Annotated in this window: 20 protein-coding genes and 1 pseudogene; 9 read left to right on the plus strand and 12 right to left on the minus strand. The window is 38.1% G+C overall.

The window, feature by feature from the left end; genetic code table 11:
- Positions 1–8: 8 nt before the first annotated feature.
- The 3 genes from OLD84_RS18735 to OLD84_RS18745 all read right to left on the minus strand — a co-directional run bounded on the left by OLD84_RS18735 (position 9) and on the right by OLD84_RS18745 (position 2,849).
- Complete coding sequence (locus tag OLD84_RS18735) at positions 9–665, minus strand: LiaF transmembrane domain-containing protein (protein WP_209464780.1); 657 nt, start codon at positions 663–665, stop codon at positions 9–11.
- A gap of 270 nt (positions 666–935) precedes the next feature.
- A complete protein-coding gene (locus OLD84_RS18740) occupies positions 936–1,139 on the minus strand; it encodes a hypothetical protein (RefSeq protein ID WP_209464779.1) in 204 nt (67 codons plus the stop codon).
- 207 nt (positions 1,140–1,346) lie between these two features.
- Complete coding sequence (locus OLD84_RS18745) at positions 1,347–2,849, minus strand: malate:quinone oxidoreductase (RefSeq protein ID WP_209464778.1); 1,503 nt, start codon at positions 2,847–2,849, stop codon at positions 1,347–1,349.
- A 630-nt stretch (positions 2,850–3,479) separates the two neighbouring features.
- Between OLD84_RS18745 and OLD84_RS18750 the strand changes: the two genes are divergently transcribed.
- The gene (locus OLD84_RS18750; protein ID WP_209464777.1) at positions 3,480–4,202 is read left to right on the plus strand and encodes a DUF421 domain-containing protein; all 723 of its coding nucleotides are present in this window, start codon (positions 3,480–3,482) and stop codon (positions 4,200–4,202) included.
- Between the two features lie 29 nt (positions 4,203–4,231).
- On the opposite strand, the gene OLD84_RS18755 is transcribed toward OLD84_RS18750, so the two are convergent.
- The 6 genes and pseudogenes from OLD84_RS18755 to OLD84_RS18780 form a co-directional block, all read right to left on the minus strand.
- A complete protein-coding gene (locus OLD84_RS18755) occupies positions 4,232–5,194 on the minus strand; it encodes a TRM11 family SAM-dependent methyltransferase (protein ID WP_264917246.1) in 963 nt (320 codons plus the stop codon).
- A gap of 198 nt (positions 5,195–5,392) precedes the next feature.
- Positions 5,393–5,527, minus strand: a pseudogene (locus tag OLD84_RS18760) (nucleotide excision repair endonuclease); the annotation flags it as partial.
- 55 nt (positions 5,528–5,582) lie between these two features.
- Complete coding sequence (locus OLD84_RS18765) at positions 5,583–6,428, minus strand: IS3 family transposase (protein WP_319962314.1); 846 nt, start codon at positions 6,426–6,428, stop codon at positions 5,583–5,585.
- 20 nt (positions 6,429–6,448) lie between these two features.
- Entirely contained in the window at positions 6,449–6,796 is a 348-nt protein-coding gene (locus tag OLD84_RS18770; protein ID WP_264917226.1) for a transposase, read from the minus strand.
- A 1,029-nt stretch (positions 6,797–7,825) separates the two neighbouring features.
- Positions 7,826–8,752, minus strand: coding sequence for a DnaD domain-containing protein (locus tag OLD84_RS18775; protein ID WP_209464763.1), 927 nt, complete (start codon positions 8,750–8,752; stop codon positions 7,826–7,828).
- A gap of 98 nt (positions 8,753–8,850) precedes the next feature.
- Positions 8,851–9,066, minus strand: a complete 216-nt coding sequence (locus OLD84_RS18780; RefSeq protein WP_209464762.1) for a hypothetical protein — start codon at positions 9,064–9,066, stop codon at positions 8,851–8,853.
- A 749-nt stretch (positions 9,067–9,815) separates the two neighbouring features.
- Here OLD84_RS18780 and OLD84_RS18785 point away from each other — a divergent pair.
- From OLD84_RS18785 to OLD84_RS18810, 6 genes are all read left to right on the plus strand, one after another.
- Complete coding sequence (locus OLD84_RS18785) at positions 9,816–10,697, plus strand: ABC transporter ATP-binding protein (protein ID WP_209464761.1); 882 nt, start codon at positions 9,816–9,818, stop codon at positions 10,695–10,697.
- A gap of 2 nt (positions 10,698–10,699) precedes the next feature.
- The gene (locus OLD84_RS18790; RefSeq protein WP_209464760.1) at positions 10,700–11,626 is read left to right on the plus strand and encodes an ABC transporter permease family protein; all 927 of its coding nucleotides are present in this window, start codon (positions 10,700–10,702) and stop codon (positions 11,624–11,626) included.
- Positions 11,627–11,886: 260 nt separating this feature from the next.
- Entirely contained in the window at positions 11,887–13,011 is a 1,125-nt protein-coding gene (locus tag OLD84_RS18795; RefSeq protein WP_209464759.1) for a sensor histidine kinase, read from the plus strand.
- Positions 13,011–13,613, plus strand: a complete 603-nt coding sequence (locus tag OLD84_RS18800; protein ID WP_209464758.1) for a response regulator transcription factor — start codon at positions 13,011–13,013, stop codon at positions 13,611–13,613. The genes OLD84_RS18795 and OLD84_RS18800 overlap by 1 nt, the downstream gene beginning before the upstream one ends.
- 1,473 nt (positions 13,614–15,086) lie before the next feature.
- A complete protein-coding gene (locus OLD84_RS18805; RefSeq protein WP_209464757.1) occupies positions 15,087–15,353 on the plus strand; it encodes a ribbon-helix-helix domain-containing protein in 267 nt (88 codons plus the stop codon).
- Positions 15,354–15,386: 33 nt separating this feature from the next.
- Positions 15,387–15,596 carry a hypothetical protein gene (locus OLD84_RS18810; RefSeq protein WP_209464756.1) on the plus strand — a complete coding sequence of 70 codons (210 nt, stop codon included), beginning with the start codon at positions 15,387–15,389 and terminating at the stop codon, positions 15,594–15,596.
- A 105-nt stretch (positions 15,597–15,701) separates the two neighbouring features.
- On the opposite strand, the gene OLD84_RS18815 is transcribed toward OLD84_RS18810, so the two are convergent.
- Both OLD84_RS18815 and rpoD read right to left on the minus strand, forming a co-directional pair.
- The gene (locus OLD84_RS18815; RefSeq protein WP_209464755.1) at positions 15,702–15,845 is read right to left on the minus strand and encodes an SEC-C metal-binding domain-containing protein; all 144 of its coding nucleotides are present in this window, start codon (positions 15,843–15,845) and stop codon (positions 15,702–15,704) included.
- A 207-nt stretch (positions 15,846–16,052) separates the two neighbouring features.
- Positions 16,053–17,174 (minus strand): RNA polymerase sigma factor RpoD, encoded by a 1,122-nt coding sequence (rpoD, locus tag OLD84_RS18820; protein ID WP_209464754.1) that lies wholly within the window; start codon positions 17,172–17,174, stop codon positions 16,053–16,055.
- 781 nt (positions 17,175–17,955) lie between these two features.
- Between rpoD and OLD84_RS18825 the strand changes: the two genes are divergently transcribed.
- Together OLD84_RS18825 and OLD84_RS18830 are read left to right on the plus strand one after the other, a co-directional pair.
- The gene (locus tag OLD84_RS18825; RefSeq protein ID WP_264917226.1) at positions 17,956–18,303 is read left to right on the plus strand and encodes a transposase; all 348 of its coding nucleotides are present in this window, start codon (positions 17,956–17,958) and stop codon (positions 18,301–18,303) included.
- Between the two features lie 23 nt (positions 18,304–18,326).
- Positions 18,327–19,169, plus strand: coding sequence for an IS3 family transposase (locus OLD84_RS18830; protein ID WP_264917508.1), 843 nt, complete (start codon positions 18,327–18,329; stop codon positions 19,167–19,169).
- A gap of 78 nt (positions 19,170–19,247) precedes the next feature.
- Here the strand turns inward: OLD84_RS18830 and OLD84_RS18835 are convergent, their stop codons facing one another.
- Positions 19,248–21,503, minus strand: a complete 2,256-nt coding sequence (locus OLD84_RS18835) for a glycoside hydrolase family 65 protein (protein WP_209464417.1) — start codon at positions 21,501–21,503, stop codon at positions 19,248–19,250.
- Between the last annotated feature and the right edge of the window lie 29 nt (positions 21,504–21,532).

Genomic DNA, 21,532 nt, shown 5'->3' on the forward strand with positions numbered 1-21,532 from the left:
ATCTATTCTTAATTCCTAATCTCTGCCCCACCAAGAATCGTAAGGCAATTCAGTTTCAATACGACAACTTCATCATCTTCCCTAGGTTTCCTTGTGGTGTTTTCCCATCCACCTAATATCGGGATACCAGACACTTCAACGTGAACATTTTCTGGGAGCATGATGCTCGCTCCTCCCATGACCGTGGTTAAGTCAATTGTAGCTCCATCTGCAATCACCGCATCACGGAGATCAATTTCCGCACCACCGAATACCGTCGTAACACTCCCACCACGGAAGTTTTTCGATTGACTCTTAATCTCTGCACCTGAAAACAGTGCAAATGTGTTCAAATCGCTATTTGTATGAGGTGTTTTTTCACGATTGACTCGGGTGAAAATAATGATGAAACCGATAAAAATGAAAATAAGTGGAAATAAATAAGAAGCTAAATTCAAGTCAAAGCTTTGATTGACGAAAAAAAAGAGCCCCACAAATAAAAACAAGAAACCTGAGACTTTAGAAGATTGCATGCGGCTGATTAGCTGCACAATACCGATGATAATTAGAATAAGTGGCCACCACGTTGACAGCACTTGCCCGAAGTCAATGATAGCCGCTTGATGCAAGAGAAAACCGATACCAAACACAAGAAAAAACAGACCTAGCCAGACTCTTCCAGACATTGACATACCTCCCTAAAACACGTTGTATCGTAGTGTTTTAATACTAATTTTAAAAATATGACACTGATCTAATTATTCACAAAATTATGGGATATGTCAATACGGAACAAAAATTTTGTGCAAATTCTGGCTCTGCTTCCAACTTTTTTTGAATTCTAACTAAAAAAGGATATGATTCCCATCCTCAATTCGGAAATCATATCTTTTTGAACTTTTTCAGTGGTCCCATTTGGAAGGGGCTTCTCGTTCGTGAAGTGACTAGCACCGTCCTTATTCGTCCAAATTCTGCCATGTCTTGCCGTCTATATTATCTCGGGCTACCTCCTGTATTGGGTGAAGGGAGTGGTTCCTTTCACGTTTTTCATCTTTGTACTGCTCCAAATCAGTACTCATGACATCCTTTAAAATAGCAGGATTGTCGGTTTCATTTTGCACATTTTTAAAATGCTTTTTATTCCGTTCGTTATTGCCCATTGTAGTCACCTCTAACCTTCATGCATTTTACCAATAGCATTTCCGGTTTTTTAGTAACTATGCAACAAGAACAAAGTACCTCTCCCTCTATTTCGCCCTATACATGATGATTGTTGGTACGCTGATATCCTCCAGAAAAACGACTAATTCATAGGCTTTTCGGTCTTTACCTTATCCATACCCACAAACCGCGATCCATTCAAAAGATCAACTATATTCCAATTCTTTCTCGCTTAAACCTAGCGTCTGTTCCATGGAAGCTTGAATTTCTTGATAAAGCGCTGGGTTTTCGGATAGGGACACGCCATAAGAAGGAATCATTTCCTTGATTTTTGGCTCCCACGCTTCCAATTGCTCAGGGAAGCACCTTTCCATGATCTCAAGCATGACATGAACGGCAGTAGAAGCACCTGGAGACGCACCCAATAATGCAGCAATGGATCCATCTTGCGCATTCACAATTTCCGTGCCAAATTGAAGTGTTCCTTTGCCGCCGTCTTTAGTATCTTTGATTACTTGTACACGTTGGCCAGCCACGACAATATCCCAGTCTTCACTTTTCGCGTTCGGAATAAATTCTCGTAATTCTTCCATCCGCTTTTCATTCGATAAAACAACTTGCTGAATGAGGTATTTTGTTAGCGGCAACTCTTTGACACCTGCTGATAACATTGTTAAAAGATTATCTGATTTTACGGAAGTTACTAAATCAAGCAGTGAACCCGTTTTTAAGAACTTCGGTGAAAAGCCTGCAAACGGGCCAAATAGCAAGGATTTCTTACCATCGATAAAACGTGTATCCAAATGGGGCACCGACATTGGTGGTGCACCAACTTTCGCTTTCCCGTAAATTTTTGCATCATGCTGCTCAATTACCTCTGGATTATTACATACCATAAATTGTCCGCTTACAGGGAATCCTCCAATGTGTTTTGCTTCCGGAATGCCGGTTTTTTGGAGTAAATGCAGACTTCCGCCTCCCCCACCGATAAAGACGAATTTTGCCGTATGGTATTCAATTTTCCCATCCTGCATGTCATGCACTTTCACTTCCCATAATCCTTCACTAGTACGCTTAATATCCTCCACACTGTGCTTGTAGTTCACATCAACGTCTGTGCTCTGCAAGTGGTCAAACAAGATACGCGATAAAGCTCCAAAGTTTACATCGGTACCAGCATCCATTTTCGTTGCAGCAATCGGTTCATCTGACGCGCGCCCTTTCATAATGAGTGGCATCCATTCGTTCAGTTTTTCCTCTTCATCGGAAAATTCCATTCCCTCAAATAGTGGATTATTTGATAGCGCTTTAAAGCGATTTTTTAAAAACGTTACATTGGTTTCTCCTTGTACTAAACTCATATGTGGTAAGGCTCTGATAAAGTCTTCCGGATTACGAATGACATTACGATCCACCAGATAAGACCAAAACTGTCTGGAAAGCTGAAACTGTTCATTGATTTTTACAGCTTTATCTATATCGATCGATCCGTCCGGTTTTTCGGATGTATAATTCAGCTCACACAATGCAGAATGGCCCGTACCCGCATTATTCCATTCGTTCGAGCTCTCTTCTCCTGCGTTTGCGAGCTTCTCAAAGACCCTGATGTCCCATTCTGGTGCTAACTCTTGTAGCAATGATCCCAACGTGGCACTCATAACCCCAGCACCAATTAAGATAACGTCTGCTTGCGTATGTTTGTTACTCATTTAATCCTTCCTTGTCTATTGGGTTTTATTTGCGTGAAAATATGTAGATGAGTTTGCTTTGAAATTATATAAAGCTAGCATATTTAGATAAATAGATAGATAGTCCCTTATCTCCTTATTATAAACCTATTCTGTGGATTTGTGAATGTGTAGAGGAGAGAATAAGTCATTCTTGTTATTAAAATACGAGGTAAAACTGGATTATGTAATAAAAGGTTCTACCACGTTGAACTTTCTTAATGTCCCAATTATGTCCCTATTCTTGTCTCTATTTGAAGATGAATAAATATATTTGTACCCGCCGTCTGTAATAAAGCAAATTATAATCCGGAAATGGATCGGAACTCAGGGTCAGTCCCCCAGTGTGCTCGATCAAACTAACGAGGAGCAAGGAAATTCTAATTCAGCATTAATCCTTTTCCCATTTGCTGGACATTCCAGTAATGCCTACTTCCCGGGCTACTATAACCAAGTATTCATGTATTATATGGAGGGATTTATCTACCAATTTAAATAACGTTACGCATCCCAGTCCTCCCTTTACTCGCAAGACCTTTGCATGTATTTATGTGGCACAACACGGTAAAAATGGGAATAACTAAAATACATGTAATGGAAAGAAGGGCATGAATGATTGAATTGTTGAAAGAAATACTCGTGGTTTTAGGTCGAATCCTTACTATTTTACCCTTGTTATTGGTGATAACTCTATTTATGGGAAAGCGCGCAATCGGGGAATTTCCAATCTTTGACTTTTTAATAATCGTCACATTGGCCTCCATTGTTGGTGCTGATATTGCAGATCCCTCTGTTGACCATATCCCAACAGCAATTGCTGTCATTGCAATTGGAATCTTTCAAAAGATTATTACGAAGTGGAAAATAGCTAATCGAAAAATAGGGAAATTACTTACCTTTGAGCCAACCGTTGTTATTCAAGAAGGGAAATTCGTAGATAAGAATCTAAAACAAATGCGTTATTCGATTGACAATATACTTCAAATGCTTAGAGAGAAGGATGTATTTGATATGAGTGAGGTTGAGACTGCGATTATTGAAGCAAACGGAGAATTAAGCGTGTTAAAAACACCACAAAAGCATCCCATTACAGTAGAGGATATGCAAATTTCAAAAACAACATCTCCTATCTCCTTCCCTGTTATTGTAGAAGGGGCAACTTACACCACTGTACTAAAGGAATTTAGTGTAGATGAAGCATGGTTGCAACAGCAATTATCGGATCAAGGGGTAACCGATATAGAGCATGTATTTTTTGCCTCAATCAATCGTCAGTTGGCGTTACATATCTCGTTAAAAAATGAACATATAAGCATCCCTACCATAAGACATTAAATTAGGATGGTAGGAATTCTGCCTTTTAGTTACTCACATACGATGACTTCACGAGTTAGCGTGAATAACTTTTTCTTAATGACCGCTCTATCGACAATCTCGAACCCCGCGGTATTGAGGATCTCATCAATCGGTTCAACCGTTACCATGACTACCTTTTTTGCAAACTTACGTGCACGTTGAAGCATTTCCAGCTGTTCTTCATGCGTGATGACCGAACACAGATTGTAGGGCAAATCAATAATCGCCACATCATAATCACTCGTGATATCTCGTATATCTGCAAGGTTCACTTCTCCCGTAAGTCCAAAGTGCGCGATGTTTTCTCGTGCTCCATTGAGGACGAGAGGATTTCGGTCACTTCCAACGATATCAATTCCCATGGATTGGGCTTCAACTAGTACTGTACCGATTCCACAGCATGGATCAATCACCTTCATTCCACTTGAATTTGGAACTGCGATATTGACAACCGCTCGCGCAACACGAGTGCTGAGCGCTGTGGAGTAAACATGAGGCTTCTTCTTATGTTGAAACCAAACAGGCTCACTTTTGGCATAGTCGCCAAATAGCCACCTTCCGTTTACATGCATGACGCCAAATAATCGATTGGGATTATCAAGGTCAGGTTCCCCGTTAACATGTAATCCAACCTCTTTTTCAACGGTTCGACGTTTCTCGAAACCTTCTTTTTCCATATTGGCAAGGCCCATATTCTGAACATACGTAACTTTGAACGTTTCCCTCGTTAATTGTAAATCTTTTACGCGGTTGACGAGATCCTGGAATTTTTCCTCCTCGTAAAGCACATGAAGTCTTTCCTTTATAAACGGGCTTCGAGTAGGATCAACTTCTACAGTGCTTTCCAACACTTTGGTTTTAGACTCCTTCCCGAAAAAAGAACGCATTTCTAGAGCGCACAATGATGTTTCTTCATCAGGATGGGAGTATGTATATACGTATGATGATGTTTTTTGCTTCGTACTATCCACTTTATCTCATCCTTAAATTCTCACAATTTCACCTTCACATTAGGATACCAGTTACCTATATCATGATCCAATGATTTCCCTCTCATTCCTTTTATACTTTCATATAGAGGCATGTAACGCCTTTTAACTTATAGCAAAAGCCCCACCTCAAAAATTGGCGGGGCTTGTTTCAGCACGCAGTATTATGCTTCGATACGTTTACTTATAAAAAGCTTTATCTACATTATATTTTGCTTTGCCTTCATTAATAGCATGCGTTTCATAGATCTCTCTATGAACAGGGCTTTTAACAACACAAACCTCAATTTTACTAATTTCCTCTCGATGCAATTTAGAAACTCAGGGTCAGTAAGCGTACCCCTGTCAAGTAGACACTAATAGGCGAGGGTCAAGCTGCTATTGTATGTTTATAGTTGGTAGGCGCTTGACCGCCTAATTTCTTCTGGCGCCGGCGGTGATTATAGAGATCCATATAATCATCAATTACCCGGCGTATTTCTTGTTTTGTTTTTGGTTTATGTATGCGCATAGATTCTTCCTTCAAACGTCCAAAAAAACTCTCAATTGGGGCGTTATCCCAACAGTTAGCTTTTCGTGACATGCTCTTAACCATATCGTTTTCTTCTAGAAGGTTTGTGTAGGCGTGAGACGTATATTGATGTCCCTGGTCACTATGAATCATCGTTCCATCTACACTACCTTTTTCTAAAGCTTTGTTAAGGGTTTGGACCACAAGGTCATTATCATTATGTTCACTGACATGATAGCTCACGACTTCTTTTGTACAAAGGTCTAAAATGGTTGAAAGATACAATCGTGTGATACCTGTTGATAAATATGTGATATCCGTTACCCATTTCTCAAATGGCTTCTTCGCTCGGAAATCCCGATTTAATACATTCTGGGCTTTATATCCTTCATGCTTATACCGTACCTTTTTCTTAAATATTTGAGCTTGAATGCCTAGTTGTTTTTGTAATCGATAGACACGTTTATGATTCACTTTTTTAAAATGAATATCATTTATTTCTTCCGTTAATCGTGGATAGCCGTATGTGTGATTAAATAAATGATCAAAATGAACGATTAAATCTTTTATATGTTCATCTTCCTTCTGTTTCCTCGTAAGAGATTGGTTTTGCCTGTTCCGCCATTTATAAAAACCACTTCTTGATACAGAAGCGATGATACAAAGGCCTGTAACACTGAAAGTGGATGTTAGTTCTTCAATGATCTCATAACGTTGATTCTTTTTTAATCGGAATCCCCCTTCCTTAAGGCAATTAACTTTTTTAAATAAGCATTCTCCGCTTCTAAGAAAGCAATTCGTTCATTGCTTTCCTGCGGATCTTCCCACCGATCTGTAGAGATTTCGTTCGTTTTTCTTTTTGTGTTCTTCTTTTTGGTATTCGTGTTTTTAGGTATAGGTGTAAAGGCTTCATCACCTCTTGATTGCTTTTCTTTCACCCAACGTCTAACGCTCTCATCAGAAGAAATATCAAAGAATCTCGCCAGGCTAAGATAACCGAGTCCAGGGTTATCATTGTAATATTGAACTACTTTATTTTTAAATTCTTTGGAATACCGTTTTTGTTTAGTCACGATTCATCACTCCTATAGGCAACGTAACACCCTCATTTTCAGTGTGTCTACTATAAGGGGATAATCTCACAGTCCCCCCCAGTGTGCTAAAGCATTAACGCAGCGGCGGACTGACCCTAATTCCTATGATTTTTAAATAATGATGTTAAAAAATATAATCAAAAAACCAATCAATCCTGATACGAAGAAGCTTATTAAACCCAATTTTCTTATCTTTTTGTCAATACCCGCTTTAACTTCTAGTAAATTTATATATCTAGCCACGATTACACTAAGAATAAAAATAGGAATAACAATTAATAAATTATCCCCATCAATCCACAATCCCAATATAAAAATTATCACAAATCCCAATGATAGGTTACCCAAGACTGTATAAATTTTATTATTGATTGATAATCACTCCTTTTACTTTGAAAATAATATTATCACAAAAATTTTCGAAAACAAACATATGACACCCAGAACCAGACGCCTGCCCATCTGAAAGCAACGAGATCATTTCATAAGGACGCTATTGGGTCAGTCCCCCAGTGTGCTAAAGTGTTAACGCAACGGGGGACTGACCCTGACATTCTCTTTATCAGGCTAAGCATTTCTCATAGGCATCCCACACCGCAACTAAACCCTTTATGTAAAACTCTTGACGCGGATCGCTAATGATTTAGTCTGTGAATCTGGTAGTGAATCCTTCTTTCATTCTGCTTGAAAATCTCTTCAAATGTGATGTTGTCCCTACCCATTTATAAATTCTCACCTCGTCCAAAAACGCTGCTACTTTATAGAACATCCCTTTTACTATCGTGTCGAAAATTGATTTGGTAGCATAAAAATAATTTCATGCGACCTTCTGCAAGTCAAGTTCATAATACGCTACCGCATCATCGGACCTCCCACACAAGGAAAACCAAAAGAAAGACACCTCCAAACTATTCGGATACAATCACACGGAAGACAGAAAAAACCTGCATTCTAAACATCATTCCCATTCGACAAAACCCGGTAAGTAACAGCACCTCCCCACCTACCCTATCCAACCCTAGAAACCTTCTTCTTACTTAGTTCAGCAACCATCTTCGCAAGTTCTTCCCGCTCAGCTTTGAGATCAAATTTCGGTTGCACGGGTATTTCCTTCTCCTTTTTCCGTTTCTCTTCCCGCTTCTGCTCCTTAAACCAATCCGGAACAATTTCACGCGACTCTTCCCTAAAAATACCGCCGCCCCGCTTCTTTGCCTGCTGCTCCCAGCGAAATGCTGTTTCTTCTGCAGATGCTTGGTCAACGGTGGTGATGCCTTTTTTAACCCAGGCTTGTAGGATGCCTTTGACGTATCCCCAATTTGCTTTTCCTCGCTCAAGGGTTCGTTTCATGGCATTCAAAATAAGGGGTTCGCCTAAATCGGTTACCCAGTTAATTAGCTCATCAGCAACGTACGGGCTGATCAATCCGAAATTGTCCTGATAAAATGCAATCGCGTCTGTTGTTGTTGCTACTGTATTGTTTTGTTTCTTTTTTGTTTTAGTTCGTTTAAATAATGCGTCAACACTGCAGTCCGGATTGCCGCTCAAACTGTCGCTCACCTTGTGGGTCGAACTGTCGTCAACACTGCCGTCATCCGTTTCCGTGTCGCTCGTATTGTCGTCCATATGACACCCAGAACCAGACGTCTGCCCATCTGAAAGCAACGAGATCAGTTCATAACATGCTGCCTTATTTCCACCTCGCGAGTGAAAATGAATATAACCCTTATCCTGCAGTTCCGCTCGTGCTCTTTTAAATGTACTCTCGGTTAAAGCAGATTTCGCACACAGTAGCGATACGGCTACCGTGAATTCCTTCAACCAACCAGCCCTGTTATTCACATGCATGAGCACATGCCATAGATTTGCTGCTGATGCTGAAAGTGGATTTGTTTCCTGTTGATTGTGAAACGCATTCAATTCTTTTATGTAATTCATTTTCCCCCAACCCTTTCCTTCTCCTAAATTTTCACACGTCAAACGCCCGCTTCTAAAAAGCGCCTTTTCCTCAGAGAAAGACGCCCAACCATAGATCTTCAAAACCATTTTCTATCCCATAACGCTATCAAATGAACACGGATAACCGAATCGACATCGGCATACGTTGAATCCATAGCCGCTTCAGCTTGCTGTATTTTCTTAGAAAACTTGGCATCCGCGAAGCCTTTAATGGCGGATGGCTTAATTGCACTTATGCAGTTAAGAAAGTAGTTATACTTTCTTAACTGACTGCCAGTAATAAAACAGCGCATAAATACCCTCTACATAAAGTGAAACTTCATTCAGTGGGGGGTTTGTTCTTTTCCCACTGAATGTTAGTTGAACCAATCGGGCTTGTACGAGCAGTTATCCCCCACCTAAATTTTTTCGTCCTACTTCTTTTTTGAGGTGGGGGATTTACTGCCCGTCAAACTGCGAAAAAATTCATTTTGCGGATCTTTTATATCCAAATCGTGGATATGATAATGAATACGGTGCTTATGTTACTTGAAAAAAGCTTCAAATGATTCCTCCTCTGTTCGATTCATAACCTATCTCTTTTCTGAAAAACCGGCTTTTCGAATGTAGTCATCCCTACAATCGAAAAGCAATCCTGTCCGGTAGTAAACAAAAATACACTAGATGGCTTCCTGATAGATTATCCGTTATCAGGAATCAGCGTTTTTAAAAAGTCCCCTCATCTAAAAGTGGCGCTCGGAATAATTATATTGTTTCCCTCTACTCCTATAATCGAAAGAAGTACCCGCTTAGGTGTCTTCTTTTGTAAAAAAATTCTAGATCCTTGTAAAATTCACTACAAAAAAAGAGCTGCTCGTACAAATGGCATACAGACCATTCATACGAGCAGCTCATCTAGTACACTTACATACTATCCAACGCAACGGGGGACTGACCCTAAAATTCATGACAAATGTCATTTTCATTTCGTGACATTATCCACTAATCAGTTTTTTTTAAGATATTACAATAGAATTATAACCAAATGGAGGGGTGAAAATAAATGGCTTTTATAGAGGTAAGTGAAATTACAAAGAAATTTGGAGAAAAAATTGCCCTTGATCATTTTTCAATGAAATTAAAAGAAAATGAAGTGTTGGGTGTCATTGGTCATAATGGAGCGGGTAAAACGACATTATTTAAATTGCTTCTAGAAATGTACGCACCAGATCAAGGAGAAATCAAGTTTAATGAAAAGAACTTTCATATAAAAAATGATATCGGTTATTTACCAGAACAAAGAGGGTTATATGGAAAAACAGCCGTCTACGCACAGTTATTTGCTTTTGGCTATCTGAAAGGAAAAAGTAAAGCAGAACTTCAACCGAATATTGATTTTTGGATGAAATTTTTTAAGGTCGAAGAAAACAGAAACGACATCTTAGCTAACCTATCGAAAGGAAATCAACAAAAAGTACAATTTATTACTGCGGTTATACATAACCCTAAGTTTCTAATTTTAGATGAACCATTTAGTGGTTTAGATCCGATTAATGTTGATATGTTTATGAATGCTATTCAAATCATGCAGAGGAATGGCAGTACAATTATATATTCCAGTCATAAATTAGATAGTATTGAACATTTATCGACTAGACTTCTTTTTTTGAAAGATGGCAGGAAAGTCTATCTGGACGATATTGGAAATATTCAAAAGCAGTACGGATACAGATTAAAAATAAAGAATGATTCGCTTACGGAAAAAATATTGTTAGAACATGGATTTCGATTTGAAGTTAAAAATGGAATATTTGAAGTTATATTGCAAGATAAAAAAGATGCAGAATATGTTGCATCTCTTTTAACAAACACCTATTCTGAAATGTTTTTAGTAGAACAACGAAGTATTGAAGAAATTTTTAAACTTATTAATAATGGAGGTTGAGGATGATTATGAAGAGCAAATATATGGCATATGCCTACCTTTCCACCAAGACATTATTACTAAACAAGTCCTTACTATTTGGCTTTTTATTCAATTTAATTATAGCTTTGATTGTGATGGCATATTTGATCATTTTCCAGCCCGAAATACCATTTTTAAATTTTAGTGCTATTTCATATGACTTCAGCAATGCATTAGGAATGTTGAATGTCATCGTAATCGGTGTAGTAATATTTTTATTTAGTAGTGTTGCCGCAATCATGCAGAGTGTTATAGATGATCGAGACAGTAAAGTGTCTGAAATAATTAATACCAGCATTTCGGAAAAACATTACCTGTTCGGTAAATTAGTAACTTCATTTGCCTTAATTGTAGTTACAATTCTAAGCACTTTAACAGCGATAATTATAGCCCTTATTGTATTTTCCATTTTTAACCCCTATGATTTTAGGATATATTCAGATATTGTAAAGCCTTTTTTTACAACAATAAATGTTGACACGATGATGTTTTTTATAGGTTGTCTCGGAATATGTATGTTGATGTTAATTACTTCCATTTTGTTCGCTCTTAGTATTTCTATAAAAGCAAATACTGCAATTGATGCATTTCCGGTCTCACTTCTCGTTTTAACACCATATTTTCTAGTATTTGGGTTGTTGATTTTCTTGCCAACCAATAGTACTGAACTATGGCTGACTATTGCAGCAACAATAAGCTTTGTACCAGTGTTTTCACCACTATTTATACTAATTTATGTTTTATTAAACGGATTCTCTATCTTGGCTTATTTAGCTGTCATCCTATCCATCATTTATTTGATCCTATTGTTTAAAGGTGTGGCTAATATTTATAGCTATGCATTTTATGTAAGTGAAAAACTCTCTCTAAAGCAATTGCTGAAATTATCTGTAAAAAGTACTATATGAACGGGCATCTTCATGGTATTATCTATACTAAAGAGGATGTTCAAAAAGTCCGGTAAAAATGACACTTCGAATTTCTTCGTTGGCTTGTTTCTCCGCTACTCATGTATCTAAATGCATACATTCCGTTCCTTGGAAAAGGAAAACCACTTTTCCTGCGTGCAAGATCGTTTGCTCGAAACTACGCCGCCTCGAACTTCTCGGTCCTTTTTATCCTCCTTTTTGAACGCACTTAAAGGGAATGCGGGGGTGACTACGTGTCTATGAGGAAAAGAAGTTTTCGGATTTTTCCAGAAATATATGGGTATTTTCCTTATGTTTTTCTTATTTACTTGTTCCTGCCTGCATATTTTATTGCAGTTGAAAGCGGCTTGAAAATGTTTATTGGATGGGGATTGTTACTTCTATTCCTTGTCAGCTACAGGCAACTTTATGCCTTTGAGTCGAAAACTTTTACATATTGGCTTATCGTCCAGTTAGGAATTATTTTTATTTTCACCATTAATTATGATTTAAATAATGTATTCCTTGGTTTTTTTACCTCTTATTTTCTTGGCTGGTATAGGTATAATAAGTCATTTTTGCCACCATATATATTGTTTGCGCTATCACTTTCCTTGCCTATAATCTTTAAATACGAAGGTCTTATCAATTCTGGCTCTTATTATTATTTAATCTATCTCATTGTTATGTTAATCGTTCCATTTGGCATTAAGTCCATGAATAGTCGAATAGAGCTGGAGAAGGAGTTAACGGAAGCAAATGAAAAGATTGAAGAACTGGTAAAACGGGACGAGCGAATGCGGATTGCCCGTGATTTACATGACACGCTTGGACATACACTATCTCTGATAACACTGAAATCACAGCTTGTATCAAAGCTAGTAAAAAAAGATGCAGAACGAGCAGGCTTAGAAGCAAAGGAAATTGAAAGAACATCTCGGATAGCATTAACACAAGTGAGAGAGTTAGTATCTGATATGAGATCCGTTTCGATTACAGAAGTATTGGTAGAATCAGAATCTATATTGGAGTCTGCCGGCATCTCCTATCATTTTGATGGTGAGATAAATACGAAAAATATATCAGCTATTCCTCAAAATATACTTAGTATGTGCTTAAAAGAAGCAGTAACAAATGTCGTAAAGCATAGTGAGGCCAAAAATTGCTATGTAATGCTGGAACAAATTGTTGGAAAAATACAGCTTATTATCGAGGACGACGGGATAGGTTTCCCTGAAAATAAAGATAATGGTAATGGATTACATGGAATATCAGAAAGATTACAACTCGTTGATGGTAAGCTGGAGATTAGAGCAGAGAAAGGAACAAAACTGGTATTTACTGTACCGTTGGTAATTAAGGATGGGGAGGTAGGGGTTTCATAATGATTAAAATAGTAATTGCAGAAGATCAGCGATTGTTACGCGGAGCCCTCGGTTCCCTGTTGGATTTGGAAGATGACCTGGAAGTCATTGGGCAAGCAGAAAATGGAGAAGAAGCATTAGATAAAATTTTTAAATTAAATCCAGATATTTGCCTTTTGGACATTGAGATGCCGCTGTTAAATGGTCTCGATACTGCAGAAGAAATCAAACATCGGAATTCTTCTTGTAAGGTGATTATTTTAACTACCTTTGCGAGATCAGGTTACTTTGAACGAGCTATAAAACTAGGAGTTAACGGGTACTTACTAAAAGATGGATCCACTGATGACCTTGCAGACTCTATTCGCAGGATCATGAAAGGGAAAAATGAATTTTCCCCGGAATTAATTTTTGGAAGTTTAAAAGATAAAAACCCTTTGACACAAAGAGAACAAGAAGTGTTGCGTTTAGTAGCAGAAGGAAAATCGATAAAGGAAACCTCTATGCAACTATACCTGTCGTCAGGAACGGTACGTAATTATATGTCAGAAATTATCAATAAACTGGAAGTAAATAATCGAATAGCAGCTATTTCCATTGCAGAAGAAAAAGGATGGATTTGATAGATAAATTGCATTCTGGGAACTCAGGGTCAGTCCCCCAGTGTGCTTGGTAAAATTCCTGATGCGGGTCTTGAATACGCAGTTGACGGAGATGGTACTGAACCCGTCTTTCATTTTGCTTAAAAATCTCCTCAAAACTAAATTGTTTTTTCTTATTCATTTTTCTCCTCTTTCTCGATACACCACTTTTACACTATACACCAGGCTTCCTGGTAGATTATCCGTTATCAGGAATCAGAGTCTTTAAAAATCTCCTCAATCAAAAGTGGCGCTCGGAATAGTTATATTGTTTCCCTCTACTCCTATAATCGAAAGAAGTCCCCGCTTAGATGTCTTCTTTTGTAAAAAAATTCTAGATCCATGTAAAATTCACTACAAAAAAGAGCTGCTCGTACAAATGGCATACAGACCATTCATACGAGCAGCTCATCTAGTAAACTTACATACTATACCAGCACCAAGTTTTTAAGCTCCTTATTCATCAATCTTCTCTTTGTTAGTCTTGCCCTTAACAGGGTCAGTCCCCCAGAGCTAAGAAGTATAAAATCTTTACGTAAATTAATCGTTTAATACAGAACATACTTTCCCTTTGTAATATAATGCAAGTATCCCCCAACAGAAAGGGGGTGTTAAATATGGAGACCGTGGCATTAGTCACAGCTATTGTTGGATTAACCACAGCGTTGGTTAATTTGACTGTCACGTTACTCGACATCAAGAGAAAAAAAGACCATCGCTCTGGCCAGCGATAGTCTGTGATCTAGCTAGCAAGGAGAGTTTCCTTGCTTCTCCATATTATAATGGGCTTATACATAAAAAACAAGAAAGATGGGATGAATGATGACAACATGGATTATTATATTGTCCGTTTCAGCCATTATCATTTCGCTGGTTTCTCTGTTTATTACTCTCAAAAGCAACACAAAAAAACATTAACCATTGCCAAGGCATGTAATAGTCTGTCTCAATTGCATAACTAGTAACTTAAGGTCAGTTCCCCAGTATGCTAAAGCGTTAACGCAATGAGGGACTGGCCCCAATTTCATTACACTTACATACTATCCAGCACCAAATCCTTAAACCCCGTATTCATCAATCTTCTCTTTGCCAGTCTTGCCCTGAAATTCTAAGCACCTTTTAAAAAATTGTTGGTGGTAATTAGGTATGCTTTCATCTCTTTTAACTCGAGGGACTTCTATGTTTTTAAGCAAAGTGAGAAAGGTTCTCCTCGTTTATTATTTCTTAATGTCCCAATTTTGCCTCTATTTTACGCTTGCCTCTGTTCCGGTTTCACTTTCAGCCTATCAAGTAGTTTTTTTGTACATTGAATGAGCATGACTGATTCTCCTTTGGCAGTTCTTAACCATTATACCAATTTGATGGCCGGAGTAATAATTGTCATTGACGCTGTTCCATCATTTATCATTTGTATACATCACCTTTTTGTATATGATGTATATGAGGTGATTATCCATGGACGATAAACGAAAAGTCAGGAAACAAATTTATCTCGAACCTGACCAAAATAAACAAATAAAACAACTATCAGCACGTGAAAGAAAGACGGAAGCCGAGGTCATTAGAGATGCCGTCAATAATTACCTGACAAATAACGAAGTAAATAAAGACCCATTATCTCAACTTATTGGCATGGTAAAAGACGGTGATAGGCAAGGCTCCACAAAACATGATCTTGATATTTATTTAAGTGAGAAGAGTGAAACACATGAAAAGGAATAAGTTATTCATAGATATTGAGCATGGATTGCGTTAATGTTGGAGACTGATCAATATCATGAAAAGGCCCGCTATCTCTTTGAAAGCCTCGATTTATCAGTTACACGCACCACCTCAAGTTTTGTCATTGCGGAGACTTATACCTGGCTGCGATATAGAGAAGGGTATAAATATGCTCACCTTTTTCTTGAAATAGTTAATCATTCCAAAGCAAGCAAAGCTTTGGATGTTGCCTGGATGAAGTAAAAAAATTGGAAAAGGAATATAAGGAACCACAGAGGAGAGCGTAGAAATACGCTTTCTTTTTTGTAAATCATCACAAGCGATGACGCTACTATATATTATCGTCACTCACAGTGTTACAGCCCCGCAGCATTTCTTATATTTCTTCCCGCTCCCGAACGGGCATGGATCATTTCGTTTTGGAGTTGGCGACTGGACAGGTTGCCTTTCTTTCCTGTTCGCTTGTATAGTTTCCTTTCCAGCAAATTTCATGTCTTCATAGCTTTGAAGCCCTCCTCCTCTCCATAAAGTACCATGCGCTCAGAAAGCCGAATAGGGTTTTTTCAATTCCATTTCAAATTCGTACAAATGATAGCCGTCACAACTTCGCGTCTTTTGTATTTTCAAACCAAGAAGGCATTACAAATACAGTTACCGTTCTCTAGTAAAGTAGTTGTTGGTTGTGTTTATTTATAAAATTTATTCTAAAAAGTCCTTCAACCATTTACTCCGACTTGGATGCCGGAGTTTGCGTAATGCTTTGGATTCGATTTGACGAATTCTCTCCCGCGTTATATCAAAAACTCGACCAACTTCTTCAAGGGTACGCGAATGATCATCATCAAGTCCGAAGCGAAGTCGTAATACATTCTCTTCCCGATCCGTTAGTGTATCCAATATCGTTTCCAATTGTTCTTTTAATGATGCATAAGTGGCTTGATCAGATGGAGAGGGTGTTTCTTGATCTTCAATAAAGTCACCTAAATAGGAACCCTCTTCCTCTCCTATTGGCTTCTCAAGTGAAACAGTGTCTTGCGTAAGCCTTAAAACGTGATACACTTTTTCAAGTGGAAGATCCATTTCTTTTGCAATCTCTTCAGGAGTAGGTTCGTGACCAAGCTTTAGCAACAATTCACGCTGCACGCGAGTCAATTTATTAATGGTTTCCACCATATGGACAGGTTTACGTATGGTTTTTGATTGATCCGCAATAGCCCGTGTTATTGATTGACGTATCCACCAAGTAGCATACGTACTGAATTTAAAACCTTTACGGTAGTCATATTTCTCCACTGCCTTCATGAGCCCTGTATTGCCCTCCTGAATTAAATCCAAAAACTGCAAGCCTCTCCCCGTGTAATGCTTCGCCAGGCTGACAACAAGACGAAGATTGGCTTCTGTCAGCCGCTCTTTAGCTACGTGATCTCCTTCCTCAATCCGACGGGCTAAATGGACTTCTTCATCAGCCGACAATAAATCAGTCCTGCCAATTTCTTTCAAATACATACGAACGGTGTCATTGGTTTCCATCCCTGTCAGGTTACTTAAATCAGCCGCATCATGTTCCACTTCTTTTGCAGTCTCTTGAGATTCAGGGTCTTCTTCAACATTTACAACCACCTCAATACCTTGATTATCCAGGTACTCATACCATTCATCTATCTGGTCAGATTCCAATTCAAAATCCGATAACCAGCGGGCCACTTCTTCGTACGTAAGCGCGCCCTGCTTCTTTCCTAAGTCAAGCAATTTATCTTTAACCTGTTCAAGTGCTACTTCCCTTTGATTGTCCTTTTCTTGAACGGCGTTATTTCCAGTCATGAGCATCCTTCCTTTTATCTATTAACTCTATATTCGCAAGTCAAGCAGAAAGGGACTAACCACACGATTGCCAATCATGTAATAAATCCCTTTCTGCCTACGTCTAACCAGATCCACGTCATTTTTAGTAATACCTGTTTTGCATATATGTGACTGATTTAACTTGAAGGTATAGTCCGTCTGTTTGCCTCTTGAAGACTTACCCTACACACATATATAGGAATCGTAATTATAACAGCTCTCTAAAATAGAAAGCAAGAAAATAAAATGAATCGTATTAGTAATGTTATAGTGATTTGCCTTTTTCTTCTTTATTTATCTTTCGTGAACCTTCACAAAAACGAATATAACAGAAAGTCTCCATGTAAGATAACCAGTAAAATAAGCCAACAAATGTTTAAAAGTGCAGCTTTACTTACAATAATCTTCAAAGCCCACCGCTCCATACAGCTAGAATCCAATCCCATTCACTTCCCAACACCCGATGCCACCTCTAAATACATGGATTAAAAATGCCTTCAATAGAATTCCAACACTATCAAATGCAACATCCAGCAAATGGCCATCCCTGGTGAAATAGGGCTGAATCAGCTCTGGGACCAAAGCAAGTCCCAACGTGATCCAAACAGTCGCCTTTAACCATTTGATAGCAAAGTGTCACTCAGGGTCACAGTCCCCCAGTGTGCTAAAGCGTTAACGCAACAGGGGACTGTGAGATTATCCCCTTATAGTAGACACACTGAAAATGAGGGTGTTACGTTGCCTATAGGAGTGATGAATCGTGACTAAACAAAAACGGTATTCCAAAGAATTTAAAAATAAAGTAGTTCAATATTACAATGATAACCCTGGACTCGGTTATCTTAGCCTGGCGAGATTCTTTGATATTTCTTCTGATGAGAGCGTTAGACGTTGGGTGAAAGAAAAGCAATCAAGAGGTGATGAAGCCTTTACACCTATACCTAAAAACACGAATACCAAAAAGAAGAACACAAAAAGAAAAACGAACGAAATCTCTACAGATCGGTGGGAAGATCCGCAGGAAAGCAATGAACGAATTGCTTTCTTAGAAGCGGAGAATGCTTATTTAAAAAAGTTAATTGCCTTAAGGAAGGGGGATTCCGATTAAAAAAGAATCAACGTTATGAGATCATTGAAGAACTAACATCCACTTTCAGTGTTACAGGCCTTTGTATCATCGCTTCTGTATCAAGAAGTGGTTTTTATAAATGGCGGAACAGGCAAAACCAATCTCTTACGAGGAAACAGAAGGAAGATGAACATATAAAAGATTTAATCGTTCATTTTGATCATTTATTTAATCACACATACGGCTATCCACGATTAACGGAAGAAATAAATGATATTCATTTTAAAAAAGTGAATCATAAACGTGTCTATCGATTACAAAAACAACTAGGCATTCAAGCTCAAATATTTAAGAAAAAGGTACGGTATAAGCATGAAGGATATAAAGCCCAGAATGTATTAAATCGGGATTTCCGAGCGAAGAAGCCATTTGAGAAATGGGTAACGGATATCACATATTTATCAACAGGTATCACACGATTGTATCTTTCAACCATTTTAGACCTTTGTACAAAAGAAGTCGTGAGCTATCATGTCAGTGAACATAATGATAATGACCTTGTGGTCCAAACCCTTAACAAAGCTTTAGAAAAAGGTAGTGTAGATGGAACGATGATTCATAGTGACCAGGGACATCAATATACGTCTCACGCCTACACAAACCTTCTAGAAGAAAACGATATGGTTAAGAGCATGTCACGAAAAGCTAACTGTTGGGATAACGCCCCAATTGAGAGTTTTTTTGGACGTTTGAAGGAAGAATCTATGCGCATACATAAACCAAAAACAAAACAAGAAATACGCCGGGTAATTGATGATTATATGGATCTCTATAATCACCGCCGGCGCCAGAAGAAATTAGGCGGTCAAGCGCCTACCAACTATAAACATACAATAGCAGCTTGACCCTCGCCTATTAGTGTCTACTTGACAGGGGTACGCTTACTGACCCTGACATTTATAATCAGGTAAAGCTGTTCCTTATTATTTCCTGATTTCAATGCCTTGCTCTAGATGAATTTCTTCTTCTCTATGTTGAATAGTTAGATTGTTACCTTCTACAAGCGTATAGCAAACAATGTCATTTTCCATTTTAATTTGGATCACTCTTCCGCGAAACCGTAAATGAAACTCTAGAGCGTTCCATTGTTTTGGAAGTCTTGGGTGCATAGACAGACCGCTTTCCTTCACACGAAGACCAGCGAACCCATATACAATAGCTAACCAGGCTCCTCCCATATTTGCCATATGAAGCCCATCTTTAGTATTACCATGCCTATTTTCTAGATCGAGTCTTGCAGTTTTATTAAAATAAGAATATGCTTTTTTCTCGTAACCTAACTTTGAAGCCATGATACTAAATACACAATATGATAACGAAGAATCATGTGTAGTTATTGCTTCATAATAATCATAAGATTGTCTAATCGTATCAATATCAGCTTCATCTTCCAATAAGAAATGCCCCAATACTGTATCTGCTTGTTTACATACCTGGTATCGATATAAAGTAAGTGGATGGTAATGTAATAATAATGGAAAGTTTTCCTTATTTGTATTTTCCAAGTTCCATCGCGCTTTTTTCAAGAAACTATCATCTTGTGCGTGGATACCTAAATTTTCATCATATGGAAGGAACATTTTTTCTCCCGCTTCTTCCCATAATTCTACTTCATCAGCATTTAAATTTAGTTGGTTACTTAGCTCCTCAATCTTGTTTGTTTCTTTCAAATGACGAAACACCTTTACAGCCCACAATAAGTTATGTTTTGCCATCACATTGGTATAGTAATTATTATTAACGATACAGGTGTATTCATCAGGTCCAGTAACATCATCGATTCGGAATTGACCATCTTTGAAATGACCAGTATCTATCCAAAGCCTTGCCGTTTCAACTAGTACTTCTACCATATAGTCTTTTAAGAATTCTTCATCTCTTGTAACGAGATAATATTGTATATAACTATATGCAATATCAGCATTGATATGATATTGTGCAGTTCCAGCGGGGAAAAATGCAGAGCTTTCACCACCAGTTATCGTACGCCATGGAAAAAGTGCTCCATTTTCATGTCCCATTTCTCTAGCGCGTTCTCTGGCACTATTTAGAAGTGAATAACGATGCAATAAAAGGTTTTTCGCAATTGCTGGATTGGTCATTAAAAATACAGGGAGCATATAAATTTCAGTATCCCAGAAATAATGTCCCTCGTATCCCTCACCGGAAAGCCCTTTGGAAGCAATGTTACTTATCGGGTCTTTCCCTACAGACTGTAAAAGTTGATAAAGATTAAAGCGTATCCCTTCTTGGAGAGACTTGTCACCATCAATCTTCACGTCCGTTAACTTCCAAAAATTATCTAGGTACTCCTTTTGCTCACTCATAAGTTCCTCAAATGATAAGTTTGCAAGACGATGCTGTATTTTAATTCCTTCTTCTAATACATTCTCACCATAACGAAGGCTATCAGTATATACATTATATTTCGAAAACCGAACTGGTCCCTTTACTTTATATTCCTCTTCAATCACGCTATCTGATATATAATTATTATAACTACCTTCCTTATCTACACAAGTAGAAGTAATACAAGTAACATCGAGCTGGGTTTCAAAAGTTGTATCTTTAATAGCTGTGAAACCTTCTGTCATTTTAGCTTCAGATACAAACAACCGTTTAGCATGTCCTGAAGCAACTCGGGGATCATTTTCATCTGTGAAATTAGAAACATCTCCATCCACTCTAGATATAATTTTCAACTCATTAACATCATTTAAAGGCTCAATTTTAATATCAATCGCAAATAGTTCACGAGTTACGAAAGAAACAAGCCTTCTAAACTCCATTTGAACCTCCTTACCATTTGGAGATTTCCAGTGAATCTTACGCTCAGAATAACCTTTATCTAAATGCAGCGTTCTTTCAAAGGATACAATTTCTCCACTAAACAAAGAAAATCGATCCCCATCAACATAAATTTGAACTGTCTGTGCATCAATAACATTTAAAAGCTTTTGCTGTTTATCAGGAAAAGCATACTGCTTCTCACCATATGTAATTTCAGTTTCATCATGAAAAGCGTTAATATATGTTCCCCTTATTGATTGAAAGTCACTGTCATAACCTTCCTCAAAGTTACCCCGCACCCCAAGATAACCATTACCCAGGGACAGGAGACTCTCATTTATTAGTAGATTTTTATGATCTAATTCTGATTTTGTTATTGCCCAAGCCATGTACTACACCCCATTTCTCTAACATCATC

This window comes from Virgibacillus natechei (genome assembly GCF_026013645.1).
GTDB classification, from domain to species: domain Bacteria; phylum Bacillota; class Bacilli; order Bacillales; family Amphibacillaceae; genus Virgibacillus_L; species Virgibacillus_L natechei.